The sequence below is a fragment of the Aeromonas molluscorum genome, assembly GCF_051376105.1.
Classification (GTDB): Bacteria; Pseudomonadota; Gammaproteobacteria; order Enterobacterales; family Aeromonadaceae; genus Aeromonas; species Aeromonas molluscorum.
Window position 1 is genome coordinate 91,364 of record NZ_JBPQCY010000003.1, and the last position, 13,455, is coordinate 104,818.

The following is a 13,455-nucleotide window of genomic DNA, read 5'->3' on the forward strand; positions in this document are numbered from 1 at the left end:
CGTGCCTGCACAGGCATCATTCGTTGATCCGGTAACCGAGTCCGCGCACCGTTTCAATCAAGTCGGCATGAGTCTTCTTGCGGATGCGGCCGATAAAGACCTCGACCGTATTGGAGTCGCGGTCAAAGTCCTGGGCATAGATGTGATCGATCAGTTCGCTGCGCGATACCACCTTGCCCTTATGCTGCATCAGGTAACCGAGCACCCGGAACTCATGGGCCGTCAGCTTGATGGGCGTGCCCTCATACCAGACTTGGGAAGCGGCCATGTCCAGCCGCACGCCACCGATCTCCAGGATGGAACTGGCATTGCCTGCGGCGCGGCGCACCAGGGCATGCACCCGGGCCACCAGCTCGGCGACCTGGAATGGCTTGGTGAGGTAGTCATCGGCCCCGGCGTTGAGTCCTTCTATCTTCTCATGGAGCTGGCCGCGGGCGGTCAGCACCAGCACCGGGGTCACCACCTCCTTGCTGCGCCACTCCTTGAGGATGCTCAGCCCATCACGGCCCGGCAGACCGAGATCCAGAATGATGGCGTCATAGGGCTCAGTTTCCCCAAGAAAGCCCGCCTCGTTGCCATCGTGGCAAAGGTCGGTCACAAAGCCGGACTGTCGCAGTTGCTCGGCCAATTGGTTGGCCAGGGTCTTTTCATCTTCAACGATCAGAATGCGCATCAATGGGTCCAATAAAAGAGGGCAAGATCACTCGGCTTCTGGGGCCGGTGGAATAAAGAGATGTTCGAGATGATGGCCCTTGAGCCACACCATTTCCAGATTATCGGCGCGATAACCGACCTTGATGACGCTATTTTCGTGGTCGATCAACTTGAGTTCGTAGAGCCAGACTCCCTCCTGCTCGGTCAAATCGACCCGCAATACCCGCCCCGGCAAGTGGGCCGCGACGGCCATCACTTCATGGAAGGGTTTCACCCGTCCCTCGCTGACCGCCTGCTGCAGCTGTGCCTCGCTCGGCTCACCATGGGCAAGCAGAGGCAGCAACAGGGCAAACAGACCCAGGGCTCTATTCATGGGTGATTCATCTCCAGAAACCTAACATAATTGCGGTTATAGTCTGCCAGCCATGAATCCGGAATGAATATGATCCCGCGCACTTTTCTGCCTATCTGCGGCCTGCTGGCCAGCCTGTCTCCGCTCTGGGCGGGGGCGGGGGCGGCGCAAACACGGCTCGAGATGGCCGAACTCATACGGCTGCTAGTGGCGCAAGGGTATCACGATATCCGGGAAGTGGAGCTCAATGCAGACCGTTTTGAGGTCGATACCCTGGACAAGGAGCAACACCGGGTACATCTGGTCGTGGATGCCCATAGCGGCAAATTGCTCAGCCAGGAGCGGGAGTAGCAACCGGGCGCCACAAGCGAAAGTGGCACCATAAAAAAGAGGCCATCAGGCCTCTTTTGCATTCAACTTGTCTCGCGCCTTTGCGCGGCCGTCAAGGCCCCGGCGAGCCCGCCAGGGTTTAAGCAGCTTGTCTCGTCTCGGCCAAAGCAGTGTCAGCGCCACCAAGAGATAGATGGCGGGCTCGACCCAGCCACTCTTGACCGACCACCAGTAATGCACGGGCACCAGCAGAGCCACCGCATAAATCCAGTTGTGCAACTTCTGCCAACCTGGCCCCATGGCGCGCAGCAGTCGCGGGATGGAGCTGATGCTGAGTGCCAGCAACAGCAGCAGGGCGATGGCCCCCACCACTATGTAACTGCGCTTGACCAGCTCGCCCCCTATCAGTCGCCAGTCGAACTGAAGATCCAGTCCCAACCAGACCATGAAATGCAACAGCGCCCAAGTGAAGCACCAGAGGCCGAGGGGACGGCGCAGCCGCATCAGCTGCCCCAGCCGGCAGCGCTTGGCCAAAGGTGACACCAGCAGGGTCAGCAGCAGCAGATGCAGGGCACCCTTGCCAAGATAATGGGTCAGCCCCTGCACAGGATCGCCACCGAGCAGGCCTGCGGGTACGGCATAACCGAGCCAGAGCAGGAAGGCAAACGCGATAATGTGTACCAGCCAGCGCAGCCGGTTTGCCTGGGTATTGGTGATCCTCAAGGTCATAGGGATAAGCCTCCATCATGGAAAGAACCTGGCCCGCAGGCCTTTGAGGGCATGAGGCTCAGTACCATTTGCGCAGATCCATGCCCTGATAGAGGCTGGCAACCTCCTCCCCATAGCCGTTGAACATCAGCGTCGGCTGGCGCTTGGCCCCGAAGATGCCGCCCTCACCGATGAAACGTTCGCTGGCCTGACTCCAGCGCGGGTGATCGACCTGAGGATTGACGTTGGCATAGAAGCCATATTCGTTGGAGGCCAGCAGGTTCCAGGTTGTCGGCGGCATCTCCTCCACCAGCTTGATGGAGACGATGCTCTTGATGCTCTTGAAGCCGTACTTCCAGGGCACCACCAGCCGAATGGGGGCGCCATTCTGACCCGGCAGCGTCTTGCCATAGAGACCGACCGCCAGAAAGGCGAGCGGGTGCATGGCTTCATCGATGCGCAGCCCCTCCACATAGGGATAATCTATGCCGCCCCCCAACGAAGAGCCCTGTCCCGGCAACTGCTGGGGATCATAAAGCGTCTCGAATGCAACAAACTTGGCGCGGCTGTTGGGGGCTGCCTGCTTGATGAGGTCGGCCAAAGAGATGCCGGTCCAGGGCAGCACCATGGACCAGGCCTCGACACAGCGCAGCCGGTAGATACGCTCCTCAAGAGGCCCCTTGTTGATCATGTCCCAGACATCCAGGGTGAAAGGCTTATCTACCTCACCACCGACCTTGAGCGTCCAGGGCTCCGGCTTGAGATAGTGGGCATTGCGAGCAGGATCCCCCTTGTCAGTCCCCAGCTCATAGAAGTTGTTGTGCGTGGTCGCCTTGTCATAGGGCGTCAATACCAGACCCTCTGGGCGCGCCGCCGGCGTCACGTTGAGAGGCTTGCCTTCCGCCAGCGCAGGCGTCTTCTCCTTGAAGAGATCGAGAAAACTGGCCTGAGCCGGGAACGCCAGACTGGCTCCCAGCCCCGCGGCGCCCAAACCCAGCCCCTTGAGGATCAGGCGCCTGTCCTGGTAAATGGCTTCGGGGGTGAGGTCACTCTCGGTCGGGTGATGGGAAGAAGATGACTTGATCAGCATGGAAGGCTCCCGCACAGAATATGGTGTTAACGATAAGACCGCACCGGGTCAGGATCCATTTCATCTTCAGCCAAAAAATGCCATTTGGAGGAGCAGGTCGCGGCTCTATTGCTCATCGGGCTACGCCCTGCACAGGGCGCCAACCAGAAACAGCATGATGAAAATCAGCAGGGGAACCTGGATGCTGGGCGACATGATGCGCACTCCCCCGATGCGACCGGGCCCATCACTATGGTGCAGTTCCCCGAGGGGGCCAGTGCACTTTTCGCGAGCGCAAGCGTATTCCCGCCCCACATAATGTGATGGCGATCACATCGCCCTTAGCACCAACTTGCCGCATCTTTACGCAGGGGTATCCTCCCGCCCTTTCCACCCATACAGGGGTCTGTCGCCATGTCTCCACTGATCGCCATTGCCCTTACCACCGGCATCCTATCCGCTCTTTGGGGCTGGCTAGCCGTGGCCCTGGGCTTGATATCCTGGGTCGGTTTTCTCGGCTGTACCAGCTACTTTGCCTCCCAGGGGGGCCTGCGGTCCCTGGGCCAGACCCTGCTCTGCAATGCCAGCGGCATGTTGTGGGGCCTGTTATTGATACATGGGGAGTCGTGGTGGGGCGCCGGCATGGCGGGCTATCTGATGACAGGGGTTGTCGCCACCCTGATGTGCATGCAAGCCAAGCAGCACTGGCTCTCTTATATTCCCGGTACTTTTGCAGGCTGCTGCGCCGCTTTTGGTGCGGCGGGGGAGTGGCGGCTGATCCTGCCCTCTCTCGTCATCGGCGCCCTCTTTGGTTACCTGATGAAAGCGAGCGGCCTCTGGCTCTCGGCCCGCAGCCGCCCCGTGGCAAAGGCTGGCGCCAAGATAAGCTCCTCAACCTGATCCCATGCTCCGCTGGCTGAATAGCCCTTCGGCCAATGGTTCTGCCAGCGGCTCAACACCGCCAATTGAGCCGGCCACTGGGGGTCAAGGCCCCTTGCCTCGCTAGCTCTTGGGTTTGAAATTGGCCGCCTCTATGGCGTGGCGATTGAGCAGTTTGTAAAAATCGGTGCGGTTGCGACCCGCCATGTTGGCGGCCAGGGTGACGTTGCCCTCTGTGGTGCGTAGCAGACGGATCAGGTACTCCCTCTCGAACTCGGCGCGCGCCTCGTTGAAGGAGGGGATACCGCCACTGCTGCCGCTCAAGGCAGACTCCACCATGACAACACCGATCACCGGGCTGCTGCACAGACTCGCCAGCTGCTCCACCAAACTGGAGAGCTGACGCACGTTGCCGGGCCAGGCCGCACTCGCCAGCATGGCCAGCGCCTCGGGGGAGAACCCCATCGCCAGACAGTCGGAGTGGCGGGCCTTGTAACCATCCAGAGCCTGGCGGGCCAGCAGGGGGATGTCTTCGCTGCGGGCGCACAGGGGAGGCAAGGTGATATTGGCCACATTGAGGCGATAAAAGAGATCTTCCCGAAACCGCCCCTCATCCATGGCCGCCACCAGATCCTGATGGCTGGCACTCAATACCCGCACCTCAGCCGTTCCCTGGCCGTACTCCTGCAACACTTGCAGCAACTTGGCCTGCAGCGAGGCCGACAGATTGCCTATCTCGTCGAGAAACAGGGTCGCTCCCTTGGCCTGGGCGAATATGCCGCTACGGCCATCCTCCCCGAACAACTCCTGATCCAGCGCCTCCCAGGAGAGCGCCGCACAGTTGATGACATAGAGCGGCTGATCGCGCCTGGCGCTGGCCTGGTGCAGGGTTTGCGCCATCAACCCTTTGCCGGAACCTGAGGGGCCCAGGATCAGGACGGGCACCTCCATGGTGGCAATGGTGCTGGCCTGGATCAGGATCTGCTCCATCTGCGGATTGCGGGTCAGGATCTGGGATTGCCACTCCCGCTTCTGCTTGGGTCTGGTCAGACTCAATGCGTGTTCGATCGTGCTCAGCAGCTCATCCTTGTCGATGGGCTTGGTGAGGAAACTGAAAACGCCGGAGCGAGTCGCCTGGATGGCATCGGGGATGGTGCCGTGCGCCGTCATGATGATAACGGGCATGCCGAGCCACTGGGCCTGGATCTTCTCGAACAGCGCCAGACCGTCCATTCCCCCCATGCGCAGATCGCTCAGCACCAGATCGGCCCGTTGCTGGCGCAGCCGGTTGAGAGCCGCCTCGGCGCTATCGGCGGTATCCACCTCATAGCCCTGGCTGCGCAACCGCATACTCATCAGTTTGAGCAGGCTGATGTCATCATCAACCAGCAGGATACGGCTCATGGCCGGGTACCGCCCGTCTCTTGATACTTGCGTCTGTTGAGCTGTTCATCGATGGCGGATAACTGCTCTATCTGGCGCTTGAGCCGCTGCACTTCCTGACTCTGGTCATCGCGGCGGCCGTCCCGTTCCAGCAGTTGCTCCCCCAGGGCTATCCAACTGCGCAGGAACGCCTGGGCATCCAGGCCAAGTTCGGGTTGCAACGCCTTGAGGGCATCGAGCCCGCCACGACGGCTCGCCACTGATTCGGCCGGGTGGCTGTTGACCATGGCCAGGCTGACCCGGCTCTCCAGGTCGGGTTGGCCCTGCAAACGATCGCGCTCTTGTTCCCGTTGCTGGGGCTGACTGGCCAATAGCCAGTCAGAATACTGCAAGCGCACCTGCATCTCTTTATTGGCAAATTCCATCCGCTGCGCCAACTCGACGTCAGTCACCGAAGAGGGCTCCTGATGCGGTATCAGGCCGCAGCCTGTCAAAATAGTCGCCAGAAAGGCGGGAAAAATCAGTGGTTTGATCATAGGTATCACTTCAACGTCAACCGGAAACAGACAGGGGCCTGGGCATCGTCCACCAGACTCAGCTCGCCGCCGAGGCTGATGGCAGACTCACGGGCGATGGATAGCCCCATGCCAGACCCTTTCAACAATCCCTGCCGAGCGATGCTGCCCTGCTCGAAGGGTTCGAAAATGCGTTCACGCTCGTCCTGAGGAATGGTGTGGCCCTCATTGGCCATCTCCAGCCAGCTCTCTTGTTCGCCTTGGCCATAGCGGATCCAGATCTGGCCCCCTTGGGCACCATAGCTGACCGCGTTGGAGAAAAGATTATCGACGATCAGCCGCAACCGGTAGGGATCAGTCTGCAAGACAAGATCTGTCTCGGGCAGATGAACCTTGACCTCTTTCGACTCGATCGCGAGTCGGTACTCGGCACACAGCTCCGTCAGCAGCGGCCTGAGCGCCACCGGCACCCGCTCAAACTCCTCTTGCTGACTCAAACGGTTAAAGTCGAGCAGTCGCTCGATCAGGGTCTGCAGGCGGCGGCTGTTCTGCTCCAGCATCAGGCAGATCTCCTGCTGATCCGGGTTGAGCGGCCCCACCAGCTGTTCCGAGAGCAGGTCCGCCCCCTCCCGCAGCACCGCCAGCGGCGTCTTGAGTTCGTGGGAAACATGGCGCAGGAACTGATATTTCTGCTGCTCAAGCTCCTTCAACTTGTCGTGCAACCAGAGGATGCGCTCCCCCAGCAGCACCAGCTCGGCCGGGCCGTCCACCGGCTTCTGATCCGGCTCTATGCCAGCACCCAGGCTGAGAATGCGCGACTCTATCTGACGTACGGGGTGAATGATCAGATAAGTGAACAGCAGGATCAACAAAAGACTCAATACGGCAACCAGGCCGCTGACCCACCAGATCTCCTTCATCAGTTCATCGATGACGAGCCGCACCTTGAGCAGGTGCTCATCCACCTGGCTGCGGGTCGCCATCTCCAGCTCAGTGCTGGCCTGATCGAGCTCTTCGAAGCGAATGCTGGTCGACTCGACCTTGGCCCTGGTCAGATCCTGCAGACTGTCGAGCCAGCCGAGCAGATCTCCCAACTGACCATAGACAGGGGCATTGGGGATAGATGTTTGATGTTCGGCAAGCAGCTCACGGTAGTGGGTCAGTTGCTGCTGATAGCTGGCAAGAATGCGGTTGTCCCCCAGCACGGCATAGCGGCGCAGGGTGCGCTCGAGATCGACCGCCAGGTTGCTGAGCAAGGTGGCACGCCGGGTATCGCGGACCGCCCGCTCCATCTCCTCGCTGGTGAGCTGGCTCAGATGCTCGAGGGCGCGGCTGTCATGCCAGATCATGCCGCCAAGGGGCATCAGCACCAGCACAAAGCCCATCAGGACGACTTGTAACAGTGAGCGCGGTCTTACCCGTGTCATCTTGTACTCTCAGCTCAGCATTGGGTCGGCAAGCATATCCGCAGTCGCGCAAAAAACAAAACCGGCCCAGTGGCCGGTTTGACAGTCTCTGACCCGCTCAGGCGGACACGATAGCGATAGTGCTGATGACAAACACCATGGCCAGAGCACCGGCCGCCGTCAGCAGAGCCCACTTCATTTCTATACTCATAACCCCTCCTTAGTTGCTCAATCAGAGCCCGATCACAACATACTTGGCCGATGTTAATGCATAGTTAAGGGGATTAACGTGAGCCAAGTAACCCTTTCAGATGAGCCCTAACGCAAGGAATAGCGGCATGTTCTATCTGTGTAGCATAGGATCCAATCTCGAGCCTGATCACCATGTCGGCCAAGCGCTCGGTGAACTGCTGGCACGCTTTCGGCGCCTGCAGCTGAGTTCGGTGATCCAGACCAAACCCGTGGGCATGCATTCATGCCATGACTTCCTCAATTGCCTGTTCGTGATCGAGAGCGACGCCACTCCCCAGAGCCTGAAGACGGAGTTTGTTGCCATGGAGCAGGCCCATGGCAGGGATCGCAACGATCCCTTGTGCAAAGTGCATGACAGGCCCCTCGACATCGACATACTGGCGGTACGTGAAGATGACGACTTCCACACTGCAGAAGTCGATGCCTATCTCCAGGATCTGCTGGGGGAACTCTACGGCGAGCAGGCAGTGAATGTGCAAAAAGTAGCGCTCACCCCCTGGGGTCTGCACCTGGGTCAGAGCCCCGTCTACCTCAGCCAGGAGTCAGAGGCGGGCCAGGGAGCGGCCACCATCCACCTTGATGCTCGCCCCCGTCATATAGGTGTTGCTCAGCAGTAGTTGCACCGCCTGCCAGATAGGCTCCAGCCCGCCTTCCCGTGCCAGGGGTGTCTTGGCCAGTACCTGCTCGCGCCAAGCCTCATCATGTTCATCGAGAAAGAGTATGGGGCCTGGCTCTATGGTATTGACCCGCACCGCTGGCGCCAGCTCCCGGGCCAGGCTCATGGCCAGAGAGTGAGCCCCCGCCTTGGTCGCCACATAGCTGGCAAACTGTGGGGGCGGCGCATGAATGTAGATATCGGTGATCTGGATGATGCTGGCGTTGTCGTTGCCGGCCAAGCGGGGCGCCAGCGCCTGATTGAGCGCGAAAGGTGCCGCCATGTGCACCTGATAGAAGCGATCGAACTGGGCCAGCCGAGCGGCAACGTCTTCGGCCAACGGCTCGAACGCCGAGGCGTTGTGGATGATGAGTCCCAGATCCAGGCAATCCACCAGCCCGGCAGCCAGGGCTGCCACCTCATTGGGCCGGGTGAAATCGGCCTGGATCAGCTCGACCCCGAGCGAACGTAATCTCTCCAGCTCGGGGCGTGCCGAGCGATATTGTCCCGTCACCTGCCAGCCGGCGGCCACCAGCTGTTCACACAGATAAAAGCCGAGTCGTCGGCCCACGCCAGTCACCAAGGCACGCATAATCTCTCCCCCCATACACAGGCCAGACTTGTGTCGAACTTGTCAAAAAATTGCCCAACCGATCGCATATTGCATTCATCGTCAATGGTATTGTCTATCAATCCTTGCGACACCACCCATTGGCGTCATCGTGGCGACACACTCATAGTGAAGCCAACCAGAACCGTGGAGCAATCAATATGTTACAAGTACGCGATCACCTGAGCCGCCTGAGCCATTCCCTGAAACCACAACAAGGGTTGGCCGCAGCCCTCGACAGTCTGCACGCCTCGGGACTGAGCGGCCTGCCGGTGCTGGATGACAAGCAGCAACTGGTTGGTTTCTTGTCCGAGCAGGACTGTATCCCCAGCCTGTTGACGGGCACTTACCATTGCGATACCCGCACTCAAGTACAGGACATGATGAGCAAGACGCCACTGTCCATAGGACCGGATGAGAGCATCCTGGATCTCGCCCGCCAGATGACGGGAGCCAAGCCACGCATTTATCCTGTGGTTGAACAGGGCAAGGTGATCGGCATCATCAGTCGCCGTCAGGTGATGCAGGCCCTCAACCAGCAGCTCAAGGGCTGCCAGCAAACCTAGGCAGGGAGAACCCCTGATGTCAGGATTGACCAGGGACGGTCGATCTTCTGTTGGACAACCGCGGTCAATACACCGCCATAGATGGCTTCTGGAGAAGCAGATTGCGGACCTTGCCTCTGTTATGCCTACTACTGTCGTTCACCCTGCCCGCCAAGACGCTGATCATTGGCGGCATGCTGGAGCCACCGCTCAAATATCTGGATGAACGGCAAACACCGGCTGGTATGGATGTCGAGCTGCTGACCGAGATCTTCACCACCCTCAAGGTGCCCATTCGCATCGAGCTGACCGATTCAGGGGCCCGGCTCACCCGCAACGCCAAGATGGGTGAGTATGATCTCTTAATGAGCCTCTCCTACAAAGCGGAGCGAGACAGCTATCTGCTCTACCCCAAGCAGGCCCACATCCGCCACAGCTGGCACTTCTTCGTGCGCAAACAGGATAAGGCGCGCATCCACTATCAGGCCTTGAGCGATCTCAAACCCTGGCGCATTGGTATCACCAAGGATTATGCCTATACCCCCGAACTCAGCGCGGCCGAGCAGGATCCTGGCTACCGCTTTCAGGAGATCCCTCTCAACCAGCTGCAGTTGCGCAAACTGGTCGCCGGCCGGATCGATCTAGTGCCCATGTCACTGGTCACCGCCTTCGGCCAGATAAGAGAAGAGCATCTGGAAGAGAAGCTCGACTACTTGCCTCAACCACTCAAGAGCAGCCCCTACTACCATGTCTGGTGCAAAGCACGGGCCGATGGACAGACCCCGGCCCTGATGGCCGCCTATGATGCCGAACTGCTGCACATGAAGCAGGATGGCCGACTCCAGGCACTGTTCGCCAAGTACGGCATTCCCTATCTCGAGCCCTGAGCATTAGCCGCTACATCAGCCCGCCCCTTGGTGCGCCACTCAAGGCTTCACATCTCGCAGGATCGGGTTTTGCAGCGAAATGAGCGTCTCAGTGGACTGGATCTCGTCTATGGTCTGGATCTTGTGGATCAGTACCGTCTGCAACTCATCGATGGAGCGGGTCATCACCTTGATGAAAATGCTGTAGTTGCCGGTGGTGTAATAGGCTTCAACCACCTCATCCAGGGCCTGCAATCTGGCCAGGGCCGAGGGATAGTCCTTGGCACTCTTGAGATTGATGCCGATGAAACAGCAGACGTCATAGCCGAGCCGCTTGGCATTGACCTGCACCCGGGTACCCTCGATGATCCCCGCCTGTTTCATCTTTTCTACCCGCACATGTATGGTGCCGGGGCTGACGACAAGCTGCTTGGCCAGCTCGGCGTAGGGAATGCGGGCATTCTCCATCAGGGCGGTGAGGATGGCTTGATCGAGATTATCGATCCGATAATTTTCTGGCACTTTTTTGCTCTCTTATTGTCGATATCTCATTAAACTAGCACTTATTTTGATGATAAAAATAGGTAAATGGTATTTTCATTAACGAATATTGAATTAATGGTTACTTCTGTTGAAGAATCGCCATACATCGAGGCAGTTAGAGACAGGAAACCACAATGAAGCAGCACTACATTCGCAGCCAACAGCAGATCAGCTTTGTCAAAGAGATGTTCTCCCGCCAGCTTGCCCAGCAACTGGGCCTGATGGAGGTGCAGGCCCCCATACTGAGCCGGGTCGGCGATGGCACCCAGGACAACCTCTCCGGCTGTGAGAATGCGGTGCAGGTCAAGGTAAAGACACTACCCGGACACAGCTATGAGGTGGTGCACTCCCTCGCCAAATGGAAGCGTCAGACCCTGGGGCGCTTCAGCTTCGGGCCGGGTGAAGGCATCTACACCCACATGAAAGCCCTGCGCCCGGACGAAGACAGGCTCAGCCCCATCCACTCCGTCTATGTGGATCAGTGGGACTGGGAGAAGGTGATGCCCAGCGAGCGCCGGGATCTCGCTTACTTGCAGGAAACGGTGCGCGGCATCTGGACCGCCATCAAGGCCACAGAGCGCGCGGTCTGCGCCGAACACGCACTGACCCCCTTCCTGCCGAGCGAAATCCAGTTCCTGCACAGCGAAGAGCTGCTGGCCCGCTATCCGGATCTGGATGCCAAGGGGCGTGAGCGCGCCATCGCCAAGGAGCTGGGAGCCGTCTTCCTGATGGGCATAGGCGGCGCCCTCTCCCACGGGGAGCGCCATGATGTACGCGCCCCGGACTATGACGACTGGAGTAGCGAAAACTGTCTCGGTCAGGGACTTGCCGGACTGAACGGCGACATCCTGGTGTGGAACCCGGTACTGGAAGACAGCTTCGAGATCTCCTCCATGGGGATCCGGGTGGACGCAGAGGCGCTGCGCCGCCAGCTCGCCATCACAGGGGATGAAGATCGCCTGCGCTATGAGTGGCACCAGGATCTGCTGGCGGATCGCATGCCACAGACCATAGGCGGCGGGATCGGACAATCACGCCTTGCCATGCTGCTCCTGCAAAAAGAGCATATTGGTCAGGTACAAGTCGGCGTCTGGTCGTCCGAGATGAAAGAGAGCATCCCCGGCATGCTGTAAGAAGATGGCTGCCTCGCATCTGGCTAACATGCGGCAATAACAACCGTATGTCGGTCAGATGCGAGTCGATGTGTGGCAGTCCGAGATGAAAGAGCGCATGTCGGACATGCTGTAAGGCGCTGGTAAACCACGCCGAACCGGGGTTAGCCCCTGCGACCCGCTCAACCCACCTCAGGTCGCATCACTACATTCCTCAGATGATTTTCACTGTCATACAGTAACCCCGGCCCTGATGGCCGGGTTTTTCTTCTCTCTCCACACTGGCTCTTGGCGACATATCGAGGAGCTGTGAATGATGCTTCCGGTGCCGCTGGCAAGTTGCCTGCCGCTGGCCTCACTGGCAGCCAGAAAACTGGCGATTTACCGGCACCTCCCGACTTGCCAGAAAACGCTTACCATCACGCCCTCACCATCCCGGCGGCAATTCGACCCCCTTTGATTTCAAACAGGGTATCTTTTTTGTCATCCCTGCCTAAAATGACTAGCTTCTCATTCATCGGCTCGAAGAAGGCACCCCTCATGATTGACAGATCCCTCCCCCTGACCGACCTCCATCGTCACCTGGACGGCAACATCCGGGCCCAGACCATCCTCGAGCTCGGCCGTCAGCACAACATCGCTCTGCCCGCCTTTGAGCTGGAGGCGCTGCGCCCCCATGTGCAGATAGTCGAAAACGAACCCAGCCTGGTCGCGTTTCTGAAGAAGCTAGATTGGGGCGTGGCCGTGCTGGCAGATTATGACGCCTGTCGCCGGGTCGCTTACGAAAATGCCGAAGACCTGCTGCACGCAGGTATCGACTACGCCGAACTGCGCTTCAGCCCCGCTTACATGGCCATGGCCCACAAGCTGGATCCGCAAGGGGTGGTCGAGGCGGTGATAGACGGCGTCCAGGCGGGCTGCCGCGACTTTGGCGTCAAAGCCAAGCTCATCGGTATCATGAGTCGAACCTTTGGCACCGAACAGTGCCGCCGCGAATTGGAAGCCTGTCTGGCGCACAGCAACCAGCTGGTCGCCATCGATCTGGCCGGTGACGAGCTGGGCTTCCCGGGCGAGCTGTTCACCGAACATTTTCGCCGGGTACACAATGCCGGCCTGCACGTCACAGTCCATGCCGGCGAGGCGGCGGGGCCCCAGAGCATGTGGCAGGCAATCCGCGATCTTGGTGCGACTCGCATCGGCCACGGGGTCAAAGCGGTGCAGGATCCCCAGTTGATGGACTATCTGGTCGAGCATGGCATCGGCATCGAGTCCTGCCTCACCTCCAATCTGCAAACCAGCACGGTCGAGAGCCTGCAGAGTCACCCTATCCATCAATTCCTGGACCATGGTGTGCTCGCCTGCCTCAATACCGACGATCCGGCGGTGGAAGGCATAGAGTTGCGCCACGAATACGAGGTGGCCGCCCCGGCGGCAGGTCTCACCACCAGTCAGATACGCACCGCCCAGGAAAATGGCCTCAAGCTTGCCTTCCTGAGCAAGCAGGAGAAGGCCGAACTGGCTGCCAGCGCTGTCGCCCGCTGAGCCAGCAAGCCTGCGGCTCGATATGGCATCCATA

General features: G+C 59.4%; 17 protein-coding genes. 7 read left to right on the forward strand and 10 right to left on the reverse strand.

All coding sequences use genetic code 11. From position 1 onward, the window contains the following. Positions 1–16: 16 nt before the first annotated feature. Positions 17–673 (reverse strand): AHA_4052 family stress response regulator transcription factor, encoded by a 657-nt coding sequence (locus ACSMDR_RS19610; protein WP_005897690.1) that lies wholly within the window; start codon positions 671–673, stop codon positions 17–19. A gap of 27 nt (positions 674–700) precedes the next feature. Continuing rightward, on the reverse strand, positions 701–1,027 hold the full coding sequence (locus tag ACSMDR_RS19615; RefSeq protein WP_005897692.1) for a PepSY domain-containing protein: 327 nt from the start codon (positions 1,025–1,027) through the stop codon (positions 701–703). Positions 1,028–1,090: 63 nt separating this feature from the next. Here ACSMDR_RS19615 and ACSMDR_RS19620 point away from each other — a divergent pair, with 63 nt between their 5' ends. Next, complete coding sequence (locus ACSMDR_RS19620; RefSeq protein WP_436469410.1) at positions 1,091–1,357, forward strand: PepSY domain-containing protein; 267 nt, start codon at positions 1,091–1,093, stop codon at positions 1,355–1,357. 45 nt (positions 1,358–1,402) lie between these two features. On the opposite strand, the gene msrQ is transcribed toward ACSMDR_RS19620, so the two are convergent. Both msrQ and msrP read right to left on the reverse strand, forming a co-directional pair. Beyond that, positions 1,403–2,065 carry a protein-methionine-sulfoxide reductase heme-binding subunit MsrQ gene (msrQ, locus tag ACSMDR_RS19625; RefSeq protein ID WP_436469411.1) on the reverse strand — a complete coding sequence of 221 codons (663 nt, stop codon included), beginning with the start codon at positions 2,063–2,065 and terminating at the stop codon, positions 1,403–1,405. Between the two features lie 58 nt (positions 2,066–2,123). After that, positions 2,124–3,134: a protein-methionine-sulfoxide reductase catalytic subunit MsrP gene (gene msrP, locus ACSMDR_RS19630; RefSeq protein ID WP_436469412.1), complete on the reverse strand. Its 1,011-nt coding sequence runs from the start codon at positions 3,132–3,134 to the stop codon at positions 2,124–2,126. A gap of 393 nt (positions 3,135–3,527) precedes the next feature. On the opposite strand from msrP, the gene ACSMDR_RS19635 reads away from it, so the two are divergent. Further along, positions 3,528–4,013 (forward strand): DUF1097 domain-containing protein, encoded by a 486-nt coding sequence (locus ACSMDR_RS19635; protein WP_005897702.1) that lies wholly within the window; start codon positions 3,528–3,530, stop codon positions 4,011–4,013. A 102-nt stretch (positions 4,014–4,115) separates the two neighbouring features. Here ACSMDR_RS19635 and ACSMDR_RS19640 read toward each other — a convergent pair whose 3' ends face one another. From ACSMDR_RS19640 to cydH, 4 genes are all read right to left on the reverse strand, one after another. Continuing rightward, on the reverse strand, positions 4,116–5,396 hold the full coding sequence (locus ACSMDR_RS19640; protein WP_436469413.1) for a sigma 54-interacting transcriptional regulator: 1,281 nt from the start codon (positions 5,394–5,396) through the stop codon (positions 4,116–4,118). Further along, positions 5,393–5,911 (reverse strand): hypothetical protein, encoded by a 519-nt coding sequence (locus tag ACSMDR_RS19645; RefSeq protein ID WP_436469414.1) that lies wholly within the window; start codon positions 5,909–5,911, stop codon positions 5,393–5,395. Before ACSMDR_RS19645 ends, ACSMDR_RS19640 begins: the two co-directional genes overlap by 4 nt. Positions 5,912–5,916: 5 nt before the next feature. Beyond that, on the reverse strand, positions 5,917–7,317 hold the full coding sequence (locus tag ACSMDR_RS19650; RefSeq protein ID WP_436469415.1) for a sensor histidine kinase: 1,401 nt from the start codon (positions 7,315–7,317) through the stop codon (positions 5,917–5,919). A 97-nt stretch (positions 7,318–7,414) separates the two neighbouring features. Next, positions 7,415–7,507 carry a cytochrome bd-I oxidase subunit CydH gene (gene cydH / locus ACSMDR_RS19655; RefSeq protein ID WP_152435978.1) on the reverse strand — a complete coding sequence of 31 codons (93 nt, stop codon included), beginning with the start codon at positions 7,505–7,507 and terminating at the stop codon, positions 7,415–7,417. 127 nt (positions 7,508–7,634) lie between these two features. Here cydH and ACSMDR_RS19660 point away from each other — a divergent pair, with 127 nt between their 5' ends. After that, positions 7,635–8,165, forward strand: a complete 531-nt coding sequence (locus ACSMDR_RS19660; protein ID WP_436469416.1) for a 2-amino-4-hydroxy-6-hydroxymethyldihydropteridine diphosphokinase — start codon at positions 7,635–7,637, stop codon at positions 8,163–8,165. On the opposite strand, the gene ACSMDR_RS19665 is transcribed toward ACSMDR_RS19660, so the two are convergent. Next, positions 8,091–8,795, reverse strand: a complete 705-nt coding sequence (locus tag ACSMDR_RS19665) for an SDR family oxidoreductase (RefSeq protein ID WP_436469417.1) — start codon at positions 8,793–8,795, stop codon at positions 8,091–8,093. The genes ACSMDR_RS19660 and ACSMDR_RS19665 overlap by 75 nt on opposite strands. 179 nt (positions 8,796–8,974) lie before the next feature. On the opposite strand from ACSMDR_RS19665, the gene ACSMDR_RS19670 reads away from it, so the two are divergent. Beyond that, positions 8,975–9,379 carry a CBS domain-containing protein gene (locus ACSMDR_RS19670; RefSeq protein WP_005897715.1) on the forward strand — a complete coding sequence of 135 codons (405 nt, stop codon included), beginning with the start codon at positions 8,975–8,977 and terminating at the stop codon, positions 9,377–9,379. A gap of 101 nt (positions 9,380–9,480) precedes the next feature. Beyond that, complete coding sequence (locus ACSMDR_RS19675) at positions 9,481–10,245, forward strand: substrate-binding periplasmic protein (RefSeq protein WP_436469418.1); 765 nt, start codon at positions 9,481–9,483, stop codon at positions 10,243–10,245. 39 nt (positions 10,246–10,284) lie between these two features. Here ACSMDR_RS19675 and asnC read toward each other — a convergent pair whose 3' ends face one another. Then, positions 10,285–10,746 carry a transcriptional regulator AsnC gene (asnC, locus tag ACSMDR_RS19680; RefSeq protein WP_005897718.1) on the reverse strand — a complete coding sequence of 154 codons (462 nt, stop codon included), beginning with the start codon at positions 10,744–10,746 and terminating at the stop codon, positions 10,285–10,287. A gap of 155 nt (positions 10,747–10,901) precedes the next feature. Between asnC and asnA the strand changes: the two genes are divergently transcribed. Beyond that, a complete protein-coding gene (gene asnA / locus ACSMDR_RS19685) occupies positions 10,902–11,900 on the forward strand; it encodes an aspartate--ammonia ligase (RefSeq protein ID WP_436469419.1) in 999 nt (332 codons plus the stop codon). Positions 11,901–12,419: 519 nt separating this feature from the next. Beyond that, entirely contained in the window at positions 12,420–13,421 is a 1,002-nt protein-coding gene (add, locus tag ACSMDR_RS19690; protein ID WP_005897722.1) for an adenosine deaminase, read from the forward strand. Positions 13,422–13,455: the final 34 nt, after the last annotated feature.

Bases quoted from the DNA above. Each gene is read 5' to 3' on its own strand.
- cydH (WP_152435978.1), bottom strand. From the start codon at position 7,507: ATGAGTATAGAAATGAAGTGGGCTCTGCTGACGGCGGCCGGTGCTCTG.
- ACSMDR_RS19610 (WP_005897690.1), bottom strand. From the start codon at position 673: ATGCGCATTCTGATCGTTGAAGATGAAAAGACCCTGGCCAACCAATTG.
- ACSMDR_RS19665 (WP_436469417.1), bottom strand. From the start codon at position 8,795: ATGCGTGCCTTGGTGACTGGCGTGGGCCGACGACTCGGCTTTTATCTG.
- ACSMDR_RS19640 (WP_436469413.1), bottom strand. From the start codon at position 5,396: ATGAGCCGTATCCTGCTGGTTGATGATGACATCAGCCTGCTCAAACTG.
- ACSMDR_RS19650 (WP_436469415.1), bottom strand. From the start codon at position 7,317: ATGACACGGGTAAGACCGCGCTCACTGTTACAAGTCGTCCTGATGGGC.
- ACSMDR_RS19615 (WP_005897692.1), bottom strand. From the start codon at position 1,027: ATGAATAGAGCCCTGGGTCTGTTTGCCCTGTTGCTGCCTCTGCTTGCC.
- ACSMDR_RS19670 (WP_005897715.1), top strand. From the start codon at position 8,975: ATGTTACAAGTACGCGATCACCTGAGCCGCCTGAGCCATTCCCTGAAA.
- ACSMDR_RS19660 (WP_436469416.1), top strand. From the start codon at position 7,635: ATGTTCTATCTGTGTAGCATAGGATCCAATCTCGAGCCTGATCACCAT.
- add (WP_005897722.1), top strand. From the start codon at position 12,420: ATGATTGACAGATCCCTCCCCCTGACCGACCTCCATCGTCACCTGGAC.
- msrP (WP_436469412.1), bottom strand. From the start codon at position 3,134: ATGCTGATCAAGTCATCTTCTTCCCATCACCCGACCGAGAGTGACCTC.
- ACSMDR_RS19635 (WP_005897702.1), top strand. From the start codon at position 3,528: ATGTCTCCACTGATCGCCATTGCCCTTACCACCGGCATCCTATCCGCT.
- msrQ (WP_436469411.1), bottom strand. From the start codon at position 2,065: ATGACCTTGAGGATCACCAATACCCAGGCAAACCGGCTGCGCTGGCTG.
- asnA (WP_436469419.1), top strand. From the start codon at position 10,902: ATGAAGCAGCACTACATTCGCAGCCAACAGCAGATCAGCTTTGTCAAA.
- ACSMDR_RS19620 (WP_436469410.1), top strand. From the start codon at position 1,091: ATGAATATGATCCCGCGCACTTTTCTGCCTATCTGCGGCCTGCTGGCC.
- ACSMDR_RS19645 (WP_436469414.1), bottom strand. From the start codon at position 5,911: ATGATCAAACCACTGATTTTTCCCGCCTTTCTGGCGACTATTTTGACA.